This window comes from Vibrio sp. CDRSL-10 TSBA (assembly GCA_039696685.1).
Taxonomy (GTDB): domain Bacteria; phylum Pseudomonadota; class Gammaproteobacteria; order Enterobacterales; family Vibrionaceae; genus Vibrio.
The window spans coordinates 1435347-1453403 of record CP155566.1; the positions used below are offsets into that span (position 1 = coordinate 1435347).

General features: G+C 50.7%; 14 protein-coding genes and 6 pseudogenes. 8 read left to right on the plus strand and 12 right to left on the minus strand.

What is annotated here, in order from left to right:
• Positions 1–80: 80 nt before the first annotated feature.
• On the plus strand, positions 81–653 hold the full coding sequence (locus ABDK09_14100; GenBank protein ID XAW90513.1) for an NADPH-dependent FMN reductase: 573 nt from the start codon (positions 81–83) through the stop codon (positions 651–653).
• A gap of 227 nt (positions 654–880) precedes the next feature.
• Here ABDK09_14100 and ABDK09_14105 read toward each other — a convergent pair whose 3' ends face one another.
• Entirely contained in the window at positions 881–2263 is a 1383-nt protein-coding gene (locus tag ABDK09_14105; protein XAW90514.1) for a carboxylesterase family protein, read from the minus strand.
• A gap of 316 nt (positions 2264–2579) precedes the next feature.
• Between ABDK09_14105 and ABDK09_14110 the strand changes: the two genes are divergently transcribed.
• Positions 2580–2888: a DUF1272 domain-containing protein gene (locus ABDK09_14110; GenBank protein ID XAW90515.1), complete on the plus strand. Its 309-nt coding sequence runs from the start codon at positions 2580–2582 to the stop codon at positions 2886–2888.
• A gap of 156 nt (positions 2889–3044) precedes the next feature.
• The gene (locus ABDK09_14115; GenBank protein ID XAW90516.1) at positions 3045–3257 is read left to right on the plus strand and encodes a hypothetical protein; all 213 of its coding nucleotides are present in this window, start codon (positions 3045–3047) and stop codon (positions 3255–3257) included.
• 87 nt (positions 3258–3344) lie between these two features.
• Here ABDK09_14115 and ABDK09_14120 read toward each other — a convergent pair whose 3' ends face one another.
• From ABDK09_14120 to ABDK09_14135, 4 genes and pseudogenes are all read right to left on the minus strand, one after another.
• Positions 3345–3920 (minus strand): nucleoside triphosphate pyrophosphohydrolase family protein, encoded by a 576-nt coding sequence (locus tag ABDK09_14120; GenBank protein ID XAW90517.1) that lies wholly within the window; start codon positions 3918–3920, stop codon positions 3345–3347.
• A 178-nt stretch (positions 3921–4098) separates the two neighbouring features.
• Positions 4099–4450: pseudogene (locus tag ABDK09_14125) on the minus strand (DUF2750 domain-containing protein).
• 338 nt (positions 4451–4788) lie between these two features.
• Positions 4789–5349, minus strand: coding sequence for a DUF1415 domain-containing protein (locus ABDK09_14130; protein XAW90518.1), 561 nt, complete (start codon positions 5347–5349; stop codon positions 4789–4791).
• A 177-nt stretch (positions 5350–5526) separates the two neighbouring features.
• Positions 5527–6748: pseudogene (locus tag ABDK09_14135) on the minus strand (MFS transporter).
• Between the two features lie 118 nt (positions 6749–6866).
• Here ABDK09_14135 and ABDK09_14140 point away from each other — a divergent pair.
• Positions 6867–7737 (plus strand): annotated as a pseudogene (locus ABDK09_14140) (LysR family transcriptional regulator).
• 81 nt (positions 7738–7818) lie between these two features.
• Here the strand turns inward: ABDK09_14140 and ABDK09_14145 are convergent.
• A complete protein-coding gene (locus ABDK09_14145) occupies positions 7819–8052 on the minus strand; it encodes a glutaredoxin family protein (protein ID XAW90519.1) in 234 nt (77 codons plus the stop codon).
• 220 nt (positions 8053–8272) lie between these two features.
• Between ABDK09_14145 and ABDK09_14150 the strand changes: the two genes are divergently transcribed.
• From ABDK09_14150 to ABDK09_14160, 3 genes and pseudogenes are all read left to right on the plus strand, one after another.
• Positions 8273–8776: a M48 family metallopeptidase gene (locus ABDK09_14150; GenBank protein XAW90520.1), complete on the plus strand. Its 504-nt coding sequence runs from the start codon at positions 8273–8275 to the stop codon at positions 8774–8776.
• A gap of 236 nt (positions 8777–9012) precedes the next feature.
• Positions 9013–9984: pseudogene (rlmF, locus tag ABDK09_14155) on the plus strand (23S rRNA (adenine(1618)-N(6))-methyltransferase RlmF).
• A 121-nt stretch (positions 9985–10105) separates the two neighbouring features.
• Complete coding sequence (locus ABDK09_14160; GenBank protein ID XAW90521.1) at positions 10106–10336, plus strand: hypothetical protein; 231 nt, start codon at positions 10106–10108, stop codon at positions 10334–10336.
• A 111-nt stretch (positions 10337–10447) separates the two neighbouring features.
• Here the strand turns inward: ABDK09_14160 and pilW are convergent, their stop codons facing one another.
• Entirely contained in the window at positions 10448–11134 is a 687-nt protein-coding gene (gene pilW / locus ABDK09_14165) for a type IV pilus biogenesis/stability protein PilW (protein XAW90522.1), read from the minus strand.
• A gap of 414 nt (positions 11135–11548) precedes the next feature.
• Positions 11549–12490, minus strand: coding sequence for a homoserine O-succinyltransferase (gene metA / locus ABDK09_14170; protein ID XAW90523.1), 942 nt, complete (start codon positions 12488–12490; stop codon positions 11549–11551).
• 140 nt (positions 12491–12630) lie between these two features.
• Between metA and ABDK09_14175 the strand changes: the two genes are divergently transcribed.
• Positions 12631–13005 carry an ATP-binding protein gene (locus ABDK09_14175; protein XAW90524.1) on the plus strand — a complete coding sequence of 125 codons (375 nt, stop codon included), beginning with the start codon at positions 12631–12633 and terminating at the stop codon, positions 13003–13005.
• Positions 13006–13091: 86 nt separating this feature from the next.
• Here ABDK09_14175 and ABDK09_14180 read toward each other — a convergent pair.
• The 4 genes and pseudogenes from ABDK09_14180 to ABDK09_14195 all read right to left on the minus strand — a co-directional run bounded on the left by ABDK09_14180 (position 13092) and on the right by ABDK09_14195 (position 17904).
• A pseudogene (locus ABDK09_14180) lies at positions 13092–14250 on the minus strand (ABC transporter permease).
• The gene (locus ABDK09_14185; protein ID XAW90525.1) at positions 14237–15484 is read right to left on the minus strand and encodes an ABC transporter permease; all 1248 of its coding nucleotides are present in this window, start codon (positions 15482–15484) and stop codon (positions 14237–14239) included. Before ABDK09_14185 ends, ABDK09_14180 begins: the two are co-directional and overlap by 14 nt.
• A 2-nt stretch (positions 15485–15486) precedes the next feature.
• Positions 15487–16462, minus strand: a pseudogene (locus ABDK09_14190) (biotin/lipoyl-binding protein).
• The gene (locus ABDK09_14195; protein XAW90526.1) at positions 16459–17904 is read right to left on the minus strand and encodes a TolC family protein; all 1446 of its coding nucleotides are present in this window, start codon (positions 17902–17904) and stop codon (positions 16459–16461) included. Before ABDK09_14195 ends, ABDK09_14190 begins: the two are co-directional and overlap by 4 nt.
• Positions 17905–18057 lie beyond the last annotated feature (153 nt).

An 18057-nucleotide genomic window follows, 5' to 3' on the forward strand; every position in this document is an offset into this window, starting at 1 on the left:
GAGTCGTTGCTGCGTGCTGGTTTGGTGGCAGCGATAAAATCTACCGATAGTGGATGCCGCTATTCTGATGAGGAGTTGTTATGGCTAACTATAAAATAGGTTACTTTGTCGGCAGTTTATCTTCGACGTCGATAAATAGAAAGCTCGCCCTGGCCTTGGCTAAACTTGCACCGCCTGACATGCAGTTAGTCGAAATACCCATTAAGGATTTACCGCTTTACAGCCAGGATTACGATGATGATTTTCCGCCGGTTGCGCGGGCGCTGAAACAGTCTATCGCTGAATGTGATGGCTTGTTATTTGTGACCCCTGAATTCAACCGCTCGATTCCCGGTTGCCTGAAAAACGCGATTGACTGGGCCAGCCGCCCCTGGGGTCAGAACTCATTCTCAAGTAAGCCTTCAGCGGTCATCGGTACTTCACCTGGCGCGATTGGTACTGCCATCGCACAGAGCCAGTTGCGCAGTGTGCTGTGTTTTTGTAATTCGCCGCTGATGAATACGATGGAAGCTTATATCCAGTACCATGATGGTATGATTGATGATAATCACGCAATTACCAACGAGCGAACAGAGGAGTTCCTGCAAAAATACATGCACGAACTGCATGCGTTTGTGGTGCGGGTACTGACGGTACTGCCGCGTCAGAGTTAGCCGGTTTGACGTGGAGTATTCTAAAGGATAGAGCGGCTCTTTCGGAGCCGCTCTTTGTATAGTCTGTCAAACTCGCTAAATGTTACTTGCGCGCATCACTAAAGAAATCATCGATTGCCTGCAACTGTTCGAGGTTTGCCACACTACCGATGCTGGGGTGCGTATTGAAATGCATCACCTGCTGTGTCTGATTGTCCCATTGTGGCCAGGCGGGGAGACCTTCCCCGTTAGGATCGCCGTTTCTTAGCGAAATTGATCCAGTAAGAAGACATCTGTTCAGCCAACTGTTTGTCGTTGTCGCGCCATGCCAGCGGTGGTAGCAGTAAGTTAAATACGTAAGGCATTTCCGCGGCGTGAGTCGGCCCTAAACTTGGCATATTAGGAAACGAAGGCGGGGTATGGTTAAAGTAGTAACTATAAACCGGACCTTGACCGTGTTGCGTTTGTAGTTTGGCCCAGGTCCAGCTGTGCCACGCAAATACCAGATCGCGGAACAGGTTCTGGCGCGATATCAGCGCCTGCTGGTCGTTTTCGGCCGGGAAGGCGGTCAGGATATTCTCGGCATGTTCACCGAAACTGCGTTTCACCAGATCGATATAGTTGTCCAGGCTTTCCTGATAAAAGAATAATGAGCCTTCAGCGGCGTTCGAACCGATAAGCACCGGCGTATCATTATGTTGAGCACTTTGATAGCGCGTCACCGGGTCACCGGCAATCACGTAATCATCACATATCGGCCAGGACGACTGCATAACAAAAGCACTCAGTTTTGGCATTCGCTCCAATACAGTCTGAGCGGGAAGGGCACGCAGATCTTCAATCGATTTGGCGCCAACCAATTGGCTGAATTCGGAGCCGAGAGATTCGGCATCAGCCAGCGGTTTTATTGACTGGCCGTCATTACCGTTTGAGCAGATATTGCCAAAGGAGGCGCCACTTTCCGCGATTGCCTTGTGGAAAAGTCCCCGGGTCAGCGGAGAAGCCACCAGCAGGCTGACTGATATGGCACCAGCCGATTCGCCCATGATGGTGACATTATCCGGGTTACCGCCAAACTGACGAATATTGTCTTGTACCCATTGCAGCGCGGCAATCTGATCCAGCAGGCCATAATTACCGGAGCCGTTATGTTCGGTCTCTGCTGACAGTTCAGGATGAGCGAAAAATCCAAATGGCCCGAGGCGATAGGCCATACTGACAAACACCACGCCTTTTTTAGCCAGCTCTGTGCCGTCAAACATCGCTTGCGCGGTCGAGCCAAAGGAGAATCCACCACCATGTATCCATACCAACACGGGCAGAGCGTCATCTTGGTGAGTAGCCGGTGACCAGACATTGAGGTACAGGCAGTCCTCACTGCGGGTCTGACCCGGAACATCGGTGAAGGGATTTCCCGGCTGCATACAGGCGGACTCAAAATTTACCGCCTGACGTGTACCCTGCCACGCGGCAGCTGGCTGCGGAGCTTTCCAGCGTAAGTCGCCAACCGGGGGCGCGGCATAAGGGATTCCTTTAAAAGTAGTGATATTCTCTGTCGTGGTCCCGGCCAATTGCCCCTGCTTTATTGTGGCTAGTGGCTGCTGCTGTGCGTCAAGCGGAAATAAATTCATAATTTGCACCAATCAGTTAATTGCAGAAATTAATATGATGAAAGTGAAGGCGTTAGATATATTTCAATCTACCCACCATAGCGCAATTTTTGTCAGCCGTTTATCGAATTTTTGTTATTTGGCGATAATATTGCGCTTAAAGGGAATCGCTCGCACAACTGCACACTTAACGAATAATAGTGCTGATATTTCTGAAAATTAAATCTGTTTTGTGTGAGTTAAAAGGATGTATTTTTTCTCTGCGTATTGCTGTTTATTAATTGAATAAGCTAAGTTAGCTATGTGGGAAAATCATCATTTGAGAGGGAACTCAACCATGCTACAAATAAAACCAAACTGTGAGTGTTGCGATACCGATCTGGCACCTGATTCGACTCAGGCCATGATTTGCAGCTTTGAATGTACCTTCTGCGCCTCGTGTGTTGAACAGATACTTGATAACGTATGCCCTAATTGCGGCGGTGGCTTTGTAGCTCGTCCGATTCGTCCGCACAATGAATGGCGTGCCGGAGTCAGTCTCACCCAACGGCCGCCATCAAGCGAACGGGTGCATACGCCGTATTCGGAGCAGGAATTGAGAGCATTTGCGACCAAAGTTCGTCATATTGAGCCTGCACAGCGTTGAGCTTTTCCTGAGATTCACCCATTGTGAAGGATATGACATGCAGGATTTTGAACGATTATTGGATATCGCCAGACGCAAAGCCGGGTTTGATGAAAATAATCCCTGGTACACCGGGCCTGAAACCTATTTATACCCTTCTTACTTGAAGCTGCAGCGGTGTTGGCTGCATTCGTTCACCCCAATCACATAGTGTCTGGCCTGAAACCTGTGATTCAACGGGCCTGTGACAAATACCAACAGCGTATGGCGACGCTCGAAGCGGGTGGCTCATGGGATGAGATTAAGCGTCAGCAACAACAAAATCTGCAACAGGAATATTTGGCAGACCAGAAGGTAGTGCTACAGCGTGACGTGAGCTGCGAAAAATAAGACTAAAAAGCCAGAGTGATTTGCATCGCTCTGGCTCTTTGCCATGTTCGCCGGCCCATTGACTCAGGCGGCTAAGTCGGACTCAGATTACTGAGTCAGCTTGGCCAGATCGGCTGGACGGTAATACACGGATTTCAATACTTTGCCCTGACGAATGGTTTTGCCCTCAGCAACGAAGTCCTCAGCACATTTCGCGATAATGTAGTCGCCTTTTTGCACTGCCATCAACTTGATACCTTGTTCAGCGTAGAAAGCTTCAGTTTCCGCGTATTCCTGCTCGTTTCGGCACACTTTACTCATGTTCGAGCTATGTACTTCATCCCAGCACGGAACGAAGTCGATACCACGGTTAACGGCAACGTTGAGCAACAGGTCAATCAGATAGCTTACCGCCAGGTTGTCACTGACTTTGGCGTCGCCCAGGTGCACCAGGCGTCCCATCAGGACATACACGCTGTCGACAATCGCATCAGCCTGTTCAGTTTTGTTGTCGGCTTCAGCAAGCTCGGTCAGCTCTTCAATCGCCAGAGATGTGTGCAGCGTATCTGCTTTATCGTCCAGGCTGCCTGGTGCAGCAACCGGCAGGTCAAAAGTGCTGCGAAACTCAGTGATATCGCGGTAAAGGTGATCAAAAATCTCTTGCGTCAGCTTAGATAAATGCATGCTGTCAGTCCGGTTAGTCAAAATCAAAACACTAATGGTAACAGAGGTTGCGACCCGCATCTATTGGCACGATAAAGGATGTCGACTGATTGGAGATTTGTCGGCCGATACAGGGTGTAAAGGCAGGGAATGGCAAAAATAATTAAGGCGCCACATCGGGCGCCTTAATCAAAAGCAATTACAGATACAGCTTGGCAAGCTCTACTGGCTCAAGCTCTTTGCCTTCCAGTGTCGCGTTTCCAGTTGATGCCAACCAGTACACCGTCTTCGTCTAGCGTGATCAGCCAGTCTTCAACGAAGATATCAAGCGGGATTTCCAGCACTTCGAAATCGGCCCACTCTTCAACGTTATGCAGTTCTGCATCTTCTTTTGAAGACCAAAAAGGCATGACTTCGCTTTCTTCAAATTCTGTCGACTCGCAAGACAACCAGCCTTCTTCATTGCGCAGACCCCAAACCAGGTTGTTTTCTTTGGACTCTTTGATGAACAGCTCAAGGTTAGCTTGAATATCTGTCGTTAATTTGCTCATTTTATTCTCTCACTAAGAATGATGGCGTAAGAGTAGCATTTTCAACGGCTAAATCCCATTAAGATTTGGTTTTTGTCCTGCTGTAACAGCAAGAAATATCCCCTTTCTACTTGAAGCTGCAGCGGTGTTGGCTGCACTTGTTCACCCCAGTCACATCGTGCTTCTATGCTCAAGGGAATTCACTCATTTGCCGCCTGGCTGCCACTGCAAGTTGTTTGGGTATAGCATCATTTAACCGCTACGAATATCGCCGGTTATCTCATCGGATAACGGAATTAACCGAACAGATAGCGGAATTAACCGAACAGATAGCGGAATTAACCGAACAGATAACGGAATTAACCAAACAGATAAGGAAACAGCGCCTTGCGTTCGGCTTCAGTCAGGTTGGAGACTCGTTCGATATTGATGTCGGGGATATCTTCCGGGTTTGGATAGTGCTTGAGAACCTTTTCCATACTCTCTTCGCGGATCAGGTGAAAGATCGGGTAGGGAGCACGGTTGGTCAGGTTTTCGGCATCTTCCGGTTCGCTGCCGGCAAAGCAGTAATCCGGATGAAAAGTGGCGACCTGGTAGACACCTTCCCAGTTTTCCTGGCGGATCAGTGCTTCAACCCAGTCGATGAAGAAGTTGTAATCGGTGAAATCATGCAGCATGTCCGGCACCACGACCAGGGTGGTTTCCAGTTCGTCGGGCTGCTTGCTGTCGAGTTCCAGCAATTGATCCAGGATATCCTGCAGCAGATCTTCTTCACGGGTCGCGTTGCTGACCTGGATTTTGATCTGCTTATTGCGTTGGGGCTTTGCGGCAAAAGGGCACAGGTTCAGGCCAATGACTACGTTGTCTAACCATTGGTTAACGCTGGCAGCAATGGCCTGATTGTTGATAGTTGAGCTCATGTTATTTTGTCGCCTTTATCGGTAGAAATAGTGTTGCGAATAAAATTGGCGCCAAGAATAACATAGTTTGTTATTTGGATAGTGTGTTTGGGATTTGGATAGCGTGTTTGGTATTTGGATACGGCTGCGCACGCCGGACCTCTGAACCTGATCCGGCGATTCACACAAGTTACCCTGTTAGTGCGAAGAGTTTAAAACGGTGGCCGTCGTATTGTTTGCGACGCGCTTTTGGCGCAGGCCAAGGCGCCAGCACAGAGTAAACAGAATCGCATACAGTGCCATGCCGCCGCTGGTTACCATATCCCAGCCACCATGCTGCCAACAATAGAGCAGGAAGAAGCCACCTAAACTCCCGCCGACGTAATAGTGCACCAGGTACAGAGCTGTCGCGGTGGCTTTGGCTTCGGTCGCTTTCTGGCTGACCCAGGCGTACGCCAGTGTGTGGGTAAAGAAACGCGCCGAAACTGATCAGCATCAGACCGAGCATCATAAAGGGAATAGATTCAATCATCGCAATCAGCATCCCTGACATACTCAACAAGGCCCCGAGCACCATGCCCGGAATCGGCGCATAACGTCTGCTCCAGTTGGCAGTCAGTTTCGAACTAAGAGTACCGGCCAGGTAGCAGAGGAAGATCAGCGAAGCTAACCCGATCGGCATGTTGTAAGGTTCAGCGACTAGGCGAAAACCCATCACCGAATAGAGGTTAACAAACAAAGCGAAGTTGGTGCCGCCAATCAACATCGCCAGCCAGATTGTGCGATTGGACAGGTGTTTGACCAGTGCACGGTTGTGATGAAAGAACATACCGCGCTGGGGTTTAAAGTGTGCTTGTACCGGCAGACAGAAGAGTACGATGACGGCACCGACCAGGGTAAAAGCTGACATAGCCATTACGGCTTGCTGCCAACCCATGGCATCGGTGAGCAGTCCGCCCACGATACGGCCACTGATGCCGCCCAGGGAGTTGGCGGCGATATAACCGCCAATCGCTTTGCTAAACGCCTGTGGTGACAGCTCTTCCACCATGTAAGCAACCGCGACGGAAGCAAATGCTGCCAGCGCCACACCCATCAGGGCCCGAGCCAGTACCAGCACCCAGAATTCGCTGCTGATCAGCATCAGCGCGCCAATCAGTGGCATGGCGAACAGGCCGAGTAACATCACACGGCGACGCCCAATCGCTTCGGAGCTGATCGCCCATGGCACCAGGCTGACGGAAAGCGCGAGTGTTGCGGCGGCAAATACCCAGTTAATCTGAGTTTCCGAGACCGCAAAGTGTTTGGCCATATAAGGCAACATCGGTTGGAACAGATACAAATTACAAAATACCAGGAACGACCCGAAGGCGAGGGCAAAAGTGACTTTACGATATTGAGGGCTGTGTAATTCGATCATGTTAACAACTCGGATAAGGCGGTTACGGCAATGTGATCAAACTACCAGTGTGGCGCGAATTAATAAAATATATTAAAAATATGGTTGTAATATATTTTGTATATAGAGAGCTTCATCGATGGAAACCCGGCACCTGCGTCACTTTGTCACCGTGGCGCGCAATGAAAGTTTTACCCATGCTGCTCAGGAGCTGCATATCGCTCAGCCGGCACTGAGTATCTCAATCAAGAAGTTCGAGCAGCAACTGGGTGTGGTCCTGTTTAAGCGCGATGAACGCAAAGTAACGCTGACCCATGAGGGACAGGTGTTGCTGGAGCACGCGACACGTATTTTGCAGCAAATTGAAGATGCGCAGCTGGCGATGGACGAGTTGAAAGGGCTGGTCAAAGGTGAGGTGCGTCTGGGCGCGCCGAGTATGATGGGCTCCTACTTTTTTCCGCAGATTGTGATGGCATTTAAAAGCCACTTTCCGCACCTGAAGATGACGGTAATCGAGGCCGGCACGCAATCGATTCGTAAGATGTTGTTGTCCGGAGAACTGGATATCGGGGTGATCCTGAATCAGGATTTGCCGCCGGATCTGGAAGTGGATCCACTGCTTTCTTCCCAGATGGTTGCGGTGGTCGGTAAAGAGCACGAAACTGGCGCAGCATCAGCAAATCGAATTTGAGGAGTTCTTCCGGCATGAGCTGGTGATGTTCAAGCCGGGCTATTTTCACCGTGAATTCATCGACAAGGTATGCAAAGAGCACAAGCTAAAAGCCAATTTCTCATTTGAAACCAATTTGCTGCCGATGATCCTCAGTATTGTGAAGCATGAATATGCGGTGACGGCACTGCTGGAGCTGGTTACGGATAACGAACCGGAGGTGAAAGCGATTCCGTTCCATCCGCCTGTGTGGCTCGACCTGGCGCTGGCATGGCGCAAGGACGGCTACTTATCCAATGCCGACCGGACCTTCATTGAGTTTGTGAAACAGTACGTGTGATCCAGTGCATGAGCGATCCAGTGCTACGTGTCACTGTGAGTGCCGGTCAATTTTTCCGGTACGGTGGCTTTCAGCGGGCAGTTAGTTTTTGCTGTTGTAAATACGCTCAAAGTTGCTCGGATTCCAGCCGATCATCACGCGATCGCCGATTTTCAGCGCTGGCAGACTGCGTGCGCCCATAGCGTCGAGCTCTTTACGGCCGCGTTCCATTTTCGCGTTGCATAAACGGTATTTGATGCCTTTGGCGTCCAGGTGACGCTGGGCATCTTTGCAATGCGGACATTTATCTTTAACGTAAAGTACAACTCGTTTCATGGTTAGGGCCTGTAAATGGAACAAGGGCGCTGAGTTTAACCATCCAACGGGTCAGATGCAAACCTGCAGCGCTGGGCGATGCAGTCAATACTCAGTCTGAGCAAGGGATATCAGACTTAAATGTTGCCGCAAATCACGGATGATTCAGCGCTTTGTTTCGGGTAAACTTTGCGCCCCCGACTTTTCGCGAACATGTTTGGCCTGAAAAAGCGTTGTTACTATGAATCCCGTACTGAAATACATCCAGGGTTATCCTGCTCACATTATCGAATCGGTAGAACGTCTGGTCGACGCCGATAAACTGGTCAGCTGGTTTGAGCAGCGTTATCCGCAGCGCCATGATGTCCAGAGTGAGAAGGCACTGTATGCGTACACGCTGGAGATAAAAAACCAGTACATGAAGAAGACCGCGCCACTGAGCAAAGTGGTGTATGACGGCAAGATTCACCTCATCAACAACGCGCTCGGCCTGCACACCTATGTTTCCCGGGTGCACGGCAACAAAATCAAAGCCAAGAATGAAATTCGAATTGCCAGTGCATTTAAAAATGCGCCGGAGCCTTTGCTGCGCATGCTGGTGGTGCATGAACTGGCTCACCTGCGCGAAAAGGAGCACAATAAAGCGTTTTATCAGCTTTGTTGCCATATGGAACCGAATTACCATCAACTCGAACTGGATGCGCGCTTATACATGATGGTTCTTGAACTGAGAGCAGGAAAATAATCATGCCTAAACCACCACGCAAACCATCCGGCAATCAACCGGCTCGTGTCACTGACAAGCCGCGTCGGCATAAAAACCGTCAGGATAAAGCAGAGCAGCCGAAAGCGGAAAAGCCGCGAGCTTCGAGCGCCAAGCAGGATACGCCACCTGGCCGCAAACCTGTTTCCAAAACAGGGCAGGGAAAAACGGCGCAGCCTGGCAAACAGCAATCCGTAAAGCAAAAGCCGGCTAAACAGGCAGGCAAAGCTGGCCTGCATGCCCGTAACCGCCACAAAGGGAATTATGATTTTGATGCTTTGTGTCAGGCTTTGCCGGAGCTCAAACGTCATCTGATCAAAAATCCCAAAGGGGACTGGACTATTGCCTTTTCCGATCCGCTGGCGGTCAAACTGCTTAATAAAGCCTTGCTGGCTCTCCATTATGGTGTGACGAACTGGGATATCCCTGATGGTTATTTATGCCCGCCCATTCCGGGACGTGCAGATTATATCCACCGCGTGGCGGACTTGCTCAGCCAGGATTGTCCGGCGGTGAATCATAAAGCGGTAAGGGCGTTAGATATCGGCATTGGTGCCAACTGCATTTATCCGATCGTCGGTGTGACCGAATATGGCTGGAGTTATGTCGGCAGTGATGTCGATCCTGTATCGGTTAAACAGGCCAATCTGATTGCCAGCAGCAATTCGTTATTGAAAGGAAAAATTGCAGCGCGACTGCAAAAAAACAGTAAGGCGATGTTCAGCGGCATTATCGCCGATGACGAGCGTTTTGATGTGACGACTTGTAACCCGCCGTTTCATGCTTCGCTGGCCGAAGCGCAGCAAGGCACTGAACGCAAAATTCGCAATTTGCGTGATAACCAGCGTAAACGCGGAGCACCGGTCGGCAAAATGACAGCGCCGCAAAATAGCGTGAATAAGCTGAACTTTGGTGGTCAGAAGGCCGAGTTGTGGTGCCCCGGAGGCGAAGCCGAGTTTATTAAGAATATGGCGCAGGAAAGTCAGCATTTTGCTGAGCAGGTGCTGTGGTTCACGACCTTGATCTCGAAAAGCGATAACGTACGCTGGATGAAAAAACAGCTTCAGAAAGTCGGCGCGGAGTCGATACAGATGGTAGAGATGCAGCAAGGCCAGAAAGTCAGTCGTTTTGTGGCCTGGACTTTCCATAATGCTGAGCAGCGCAAGCTTTGGTTGAGCACAAAACGCTAAATCTACTGCCTGCTTGACGTTGCAGCGCTACTGGCGGCAACTCTAAGTTGTTAGGGTATAGCTTAGCCAAGTTGTTTGGTTATAGCTTATTGAACGGAATAAACAGTCAAGGAGGTGGATAATGGAAATTGAATTCTATTCACCGTGTCAGCCGGATTGGTTGTGTGTGCCTTCACTTTCCATTTTGTCCGTGTTGTTTCTGATCGGACTGGGGCTATTTATTCGCATCCTTTATCGCGAATACAAAAAGATTAACCGTTCCACCAAGGTGCGTCGCCTGCGCCGGACCCATTATCGCGAGCGCAAAGGTGGCAAGGATGGCCGTCCGACCAATATCAGCAAAAAACGCTGATGGTTAAGTGACAGCGGTAAGTTATTTATTAACAACATAAGTTATTCATCGACACCAGAAGTTATTCATTAACAAAATAATTTATCCATTTACGTAAACAGCAGCCGGCGTTCAGCGCTGGCTTTTTTGTGTCTCTGCCTGAGTTGCATTCACTTTCAGCCAAAGTTGCTGCACTGCTTTGGGGTTACCGAAACGCTGGCTAAACGCGCGCAGTGTACTGCGGGCATCGTCTGTGTTCCCCACCGATAATTGCATCCGGGTTAGGGTCAGCCAAGCGGAGGCGTTGGACGGATCATAATCCAGGCTACGGACAAGATAGTGGATCGCTTGCTCTCGGTTGCCGGACTTGTCTGCACACAGCGCCGCATTTTCTAAAGTAGCGGCGGGCTGATTGTAATCCGGCCTTTGCAGCGCCTGATTAAACAGTGTGTCAGCCGAGAGATAGTCGCCGTGCTTACATAAAAAAGTGCCAAAGTTATTCAACACATCCCCGTTTTCCGGATGGGCTCGCCGGGCTTGCTGATAGATGTGACGTGCCTTTTCGGGTTCGCCGACCTGGTCCAGATAGTGTGCCAGCGCTAATTGTGAACGAGCGTAGTCCGGCGCATGACGTGTAGCGCGGTACAGATTTTCACGTGCTTTGTTCATATTCCCTTGGCTGAGATAGCCTAATCCCAGATCAATTCTTGAATCGGCCATCGCCTGAGGATTAGTGTCGGGGATATCGGTCACAGTGACGCAGCCCGCCGTCATCATTATCCACACTAGTATTAGTCGTTTGAATTGCACTCTGTCCACCTCTGTGTGCCTCAAGCGCTCGTGGCAGTGCAAAAGCGAACGGTGCTTTGCGCTAATAGCGTTAGTTGCAGCAATACTTTTGTCTGCAGTTAATGCCTGCAGTCAATCTCTTTGTGTCTATAACTAAAGCCTTTGTGTCTGTATGCAACACGTTTCCATTTGCGACTCACGCTGTTTGTTTGCGATTAACAAGTTTGTTTACGATTAACAAGTTTGTTCTCGATTTACAAATAGTAAGCAGCATGGTTACCGCGCGGCAGCAGTCAGAGAGGATAATGCGAGTCACCCGGCACATTTATTGTGGCCTGCGAGATGGATACCTCATGGCCGAGGGGATGAAAAAGGCCGCGTGGTCGGCGGCCTTCCTATTTCATCAAAATACGTCAGTTATCTATGAAGAGTATTGATGGCGAATTAATCGTCTTTGGTGAATTTATCTTCGCTGAAGTGCTCCAGATCGTACGGCGTTTGTTGATAAACGCAGTAGTTCAGCCAGTTGGCAAACAACAGATGACCGTGACTACGCCAGCTGGCGCGTGGTGTATTGTCGACATCGTCATTCGGATAGTAGTTGACCGGCATGGCAGGTTCCAGACCCGCGCTCAGGTCGCGGATGTACTCGTTATGCAGTGTCAGTGCGTCGTACTCCGGATGACCAGTGACAAACACGTTACGTTTATCTTTCGTGGATGCCAGATAAACACCTGCGACGTCAGATGTCGCTAGAATATCCAGATCGGTATGGGTTTCCAGATAACCAGGCGCAAAATCGGCATAACGTGAATGCGGAGCCAGGAAGGTATCATCAAAACCACGCAGCAGCGGATGGTACGGCTGCAGGTTTTCATGCACATAAACTCCGGACAGTTTCTCTTCACGTGTCTGTTTTGGCAGGTTATACAACAATTTCAGGCCGGCTTGTGCTGCCCAACACACGTAAAGTGTTGAGGTCACGTGCTCTTTGGCCCATTTCATAATCTGCTGCAGATGGTCCCAGTAGACGACATCTTCGAATTGCACTAAACCTAAAGGCGCACCAGTAATGATCAGACCATCGAAGTTACGGTGTCTGACCAGCTCAAACTGGCGATAAAATTCGTTTAAGTGCTCTTCTGGTGTGTTCTTGCTTGGGCGATCATCGATACGCAGCAGTTCAATATCCACCTGAAGCGGTGAATTTGATAACAGACGCAGGAACTGAGTTTCGGTTTCAATTTTCTTTGGCATCAGGTTAAGAATCAGAACCTTCAGCGGACGAATACCCTGGGTCGATGCGCGGGTTTCCGACATGACGAAGATATTCTCAGTACGTAAAACATCAGTTGCAGGCAGTTGATCGGGGATCTTAATCGGCACAGCTTTCTCCCTAAGCGTTACATTTGGACGTCTATACATCTAGACTTATAACCTAACTGATAGGCGTTGTCGATAGCAAAATGCGTGAGCCACAAAATTAAGTTAGTATGCCGGCTATGATTTGCCTAATTTGAACAAATATGACTCCGACCCTGACCTTAATTCGTGGTTTACCCGGCTCGGGAAAATCGACGTTAGCCCAGTCTTTACCGGCGGTACATCTTGAAGCGGATATGTTTTTTATCAATGCTCAGGGCGAATATCACTACCGTCCGGAGCAGATAGCACAGGCACATGCCTGGTGTCAGCAAGAAACAGAAAACTGCCTCAAGCAGGGCAAAAGCGTGGTGGTTGCCAACACGTTTGTGCGGCACTGGGAGATGAGTGCGTATAAGAAACTGGCCCGTCAGTACCGGGCCAAACTGGTGATTAAGGTATGTCGTGGTGAGTATCCCAACATCCATGGTGTAGAGCAGGAGACCATCGAGCGTATGCGTAAAAAGTGGCAGGATTAACATCAGCACTTGCGGTTTACTCCGCTCTTCGCCCAACCGTCCTTCATCTCACATCTTTGGTGTTACCAGGCGGGCATGTCTGATCGTTATCCTGTTTGACCTACTTTAAAATTTAAAGCGCTGTGATTACGCCGCAGTTGCCACCAGGCCAGGCTTCCCCATGCCACGGCTTGTACCCACAGCAGAGTCCATTGCGGCGCGATTTGGCGCCATTCAGCCCCCATCTGATTGAGTGCCAGAAAGCCCTGGATGCCCGGTGTACTCGGAAACAGGTTTGACAGCCAGATGATCGGTGCCGGAATGGCTTGCAGAGGCCAGATAAATCCGGCTGAAAACACCAGTGGCATTGAGCTTATCAGCACGACTAATGTGACCAGTTTCGCGGCGTGGTGTCGCTGCACCGAGCCAGATCCCGATAAAACAGGCCGTGAGCAAAAATGGCAACAGCAGAGTCAGCAATTGCACGGGCTGGCCAATCGTACTCACGCCTTGCAAGCTGAAGCTGGCACCGAAATAGTACATGCTGAGCAGATAGTAGAGCGCCACTATGATGAAGGTGCGCATTAACAGCAGAGGCAGTACCGGAATCTGCTGCCAGTAGCCTGGCTCAGCTCGCTGGGTGCCGGTTAACAGCCCGGCAGACATCGCCAGGGTTTGCTGCAGAATGAGAATAAACACCGCAGGAACGACGTAATCGACATAACCGACACGCGGGTTGAAAGTCGGCTTCAAGTTCGATTGCACGGCGGCATAGTGATGGGCCGCACTCTCAAGAGGTTCCCCCTGGCTGAGCAGGCGGGTCACCTTGGCTCGGGCCGACAGCGTGCCGCCCGCTTGCGCCAGACCTTCTACTATGGCGCCGTAGACCAGAAAGTAGGAAGCGTCTCCGGCAAACGCCAGGGTTGGGCTGGTACCAAGTAGCAGATCTTTATAGAAGTGCTCCGGTATTACCAGTATTCCGCTGACTTTCCCGTCCAGAAAAGCCTGCTTTGCTTGTTCCAGCGAGTGATCCCGTTGTACCACTTTGACTTGCGGGGTGGCATCGACCATGCGTTCGAGCTGATAGCTAATCTGACTCTTATCCAGATTGACGATGCTGATCGCCTGTTCACGCGGCGTTTGGTGGCTGTAGGGCAGAGGATAGAGAAATGAGTAAAACAGCACGCCACCAAACATGGTCAGCATGACGACCGGATTGGTCAGTAAGGCCTTTAATTCGGCTTTAAATAATTCAGTCAGTCGCATGGGCACTCCTCACCGATGTTGTGCGCAGATGCTTGCGCATCAGGACGACGGTTAACAGCAGTGGTAATAAATACCCGATCATCGGTAGCAGGTGCGTTAGCGACTGAAACCCGTCCAGTCCGTAACTGACCTGACTGACCTGGACTTCGATATAGTGACTGACCGGCAGCAGGCTGCGCCAGGTCTGGGCAAGCGTTCCCATATCGCTGGTTGGAAAAGTAATGCCCATAAAGGCAAAACTGGGCGCGGTAAATGCGCCCGCGAAGCTCATGGCACGTGCAGGATCCAGGCTAAGGAAGAAAAAGACAGCGCCCATAATCATACAGCCGACAGTGGTAATCATCTGGGCCAGGATTAAGACCAGCAGATTACCATGCATCGGCCATTGCAAGACGCTGTAGAACCACAGCAGGTACGCCGCGCCCTGAATAATGAAAATTGGATAGTAACGCAGCAGCGTCTGGCTCAGATGCCGTAAGGGTCGTTGGCCAAGCCAGCGCTGTAATCCATAAATTCGGGTATTGGCGCTGAGAATCAGAATGGTGCTCACCACGATCACAATCTGCCAGATGGCCGGAATAATGGCAGACACCAGAAACTGGGCGTAATTGGTGTTCTTATTAAATAGTGGCGTGATTTGCGTGCGTACCGGCACAACCTGACCCAACGCGCCCTGAGTGGTCTGATTGCCGGCGGAGAGGCTTCTGACGACCCCGATTTCAGCGTTGAGCGTTGCGACGGCCTGCATGATCGCTGAGCTGATGACCCGCCCGACCAGGATGTATTGGCTGTTGTAAAACGTGGTGACCTGCGGCAATTCACTGCGATAGACCGACTTATCAAACTGGCGGGGAATGACCACAAACGCGTAGATGTCGCTGGTGACCATATCCTGTTTCGCTGCGGCGACATCCTGGTAATGGCGGGTTACCGCTAAAGTTGACGTCGCATCAAGATGGCGCTGCAACTGACGTGATAACTGGCTGTGTGACAAATCCACCACACCGATGGGCAGGTTATGGACGATACCGGCAGAAAATATCCACCAGATACTGGCCGAGAGAAGCATCGGCAGCCAGGTCAGGCAGGCCAGCAACCATTTATCCTTGCGCAGCAGCGGCCACTGTGCAGGCAGGCGAGCTGTGTCGTCCGAGGCCGGACTTGCACCGTGATTAGCATGGTTAGCAACGTTCTGAGCGCCGCTATTACTGCTGTTAACCGAAGCGTGCTTCATGGCTATAACTCAACCACCAGGCTCATCCCCATACGTAAATCCGCCTGTGGATTTGTCGGGCGCGCTTCGACTTCAAAAGTGCGCAGATCAAAGCCCTGCGCGGAATCTGTTGAACGCCAGGTGGCAAAATCACCCATGACGGCAATATGGGAAACGGTAAATTCGATCTGCTTATCAAGCGCAGGAAGGTAGGCTTTGAACGTGCTGCCTTTTTTAAACTGACTGAGCAGATCTTCGCGCACATTGAGTACCGCCCAGGAATCCTGCCTATCAACTACGGTGACCACAGGAAAGCCCTGCGGTGCCAATTCGCCGCTTTGCATCAGGACTTGCGCGACTTCGCCGTTAAACCAGCTTTCAATCTTGGTATCGGCAGCGTAGGCTTCAACTTCCGCCACGGCACCTGCTGCAACGTTGACTTTTTCCTGAGCCGCTTGTTTGGTTTCGCTGCGGGCACCTTCACGCGCCATGTTATACATCTGCAATGCTGCGCTTTCGGTGTATTTGGCGGCTTGCCACTGGGTGTTGGCTTCATCGCGTTTCTGTTCCGCCACTACGCCATCTTTATACAGGTTATTGACCCGCAGGTAGGTTTTCTCGGCCAGTTGTGCCGCGGCTTTGGCTTTTAACCATTGATCTTGTGCGGCTCTGACCTGTTGCTCACGCGCCCCGTTTTCTGCTTCTTTAGCCATGGCACCAGCGGCTTTCTGATTAGCGACTGCCTGTTCGAGTTTTGCTTCGATTTCCGGGCTGTGCAGGCTGAAAATTAACTGGCCTTTTTTCACCTCATCGCCTTTACGCACGAACACCTGATCGATACGACCGGCGACTTTCGAAGAAATGCTGTATTGCTGGGATTCTATCTGACCTTGCAGGCGCACGGGTTTCGGGTTGATAGGCCTGATAAAAGCTGTAACCGATCCAGCCTGCGGCGGCCAGAGCGAGAATCGCGATCAGAGGCGTTTTAATGGTTTTCATGAAGATGGGGTCTCCGTCATCGAAATGGCCGAACGAGCAGCAGGTTGATTGGGCGCTGTACTGAGCGGCTGTGCACTTTGCTGGTATTGCGGGAAAGTGGTCATTTCACTGGAAATAGCCAGTAGCTTGGTTAGTGCGATCAGGTAGTGGAATCCGGCTGCCGCCTGTTGGGTACGTATGCTGGCGAGGTATAACTCGGCATCGACCACATCCACTGAGGTCGACAGCCCTTGCGTAAAGGCTTTCTGGCGTAAACGCAGGTTTTCCTGTGCCAGTTGCAGACTCGAGTTGAGTCCTTCCACTTCTTCTTGGGCTTGCTCGGCTTCTTTATAGGTTTTTTCAACCAGCACACTGAGATCTTGCTTAGCCTGTTCACGACGGTATTTCACTTGGGTGACCAGACTACTGGCGGCCTTCACTTGCTCACTGCGTCCGGTATTTTCCACTAGTGGCACATTGACGCCGACGCCGACCAGCCAGTCCGGTCTAAGGTCACTGGCGAGGGAATCATCTTCGTATAAGTTGTAAGTGCCGTACAGATAGACTTCAGGGTAGTATTTGCCTTTTTCCGCTTTGATAAGGCTGCTGGCCTGTTTTTCTTTAGCGTTGAGCAAGTCCAGACCCGGGTAAGTCGCCAGCGTCTGATCAATGAAGGCGCTCATTGGCGGTAAGCTTTGGTTGATAAACAAATCACCGCTCGGTTCAACCACTTGTCGTTGATTGAGGATCTGGGTGAGGGCGCTTTGGGCAATATCGAGATCTTTTTGCGCTTTTTTGCGTTCAACGGTCGCTTTATCAAGTGAGGCTTCGGCCTGCAGTCGCTCGACCCGGGCGATCTGGCCTTGTTGTTCGAGCTTAAGCGCGTTGTCCCGATGTTGAGTCAGCCCTTTTTCCACCTCAATACGGGTTTGTAGCACTTCCTGCGCCAAGACCACGCTGAAATAATACTTGGCCAGGTCTTCATATCGTGCCTGAACTTCCATCGCGAGCTGGCTTTCTGCCTCTTCTTTCTTGCCTTCAGCAGCATTTTGCGCAGCAGTAATACGACCACCGGTAAAAACAGGCCAGACTGCGCGAATAGAAGAGCTGAAAATATCGCGTTCCGTGATGGTCGAGGTCAGAGAGCCGAGAGAGGCGAAAAGAGGAGCCAGGGCTGCCGGGGCGGCGATGCCTCCTGCGCTGTCTGCGACCTGTTTAAGTGACAATGTCACATCTTGGTCAAGGCGGGTGTAATTGGCTCCCACGGTCACAGAAGGTAAATTCATACTGGAAGTGGCGTTATGCAGGTGCTCAAAATGATCGACATTGGCTCGCTCGGCGGCTAACGAATGGTTTTGTCGCTGCAAAATCTCCCACGCCTGGTCAAAGGAGATCGGCGCAGCAAACGCTGAAGGGAGCGCCAACAGAGAAGTTAACAGCACACTGATTGATTTCACTTTCATGCTTAAGCTCAAACTTCGATATTAGAGTTTATACTCTATGTTATCGGTTTTCCGTTGAGGATAACAGCATTTTCCTGATCAGCACATGAAGAATCAAATTTGCAGACTTTAAGCGGATTTAGCGTGAGTTAGGCCAATTTTGTCATGCCTTGT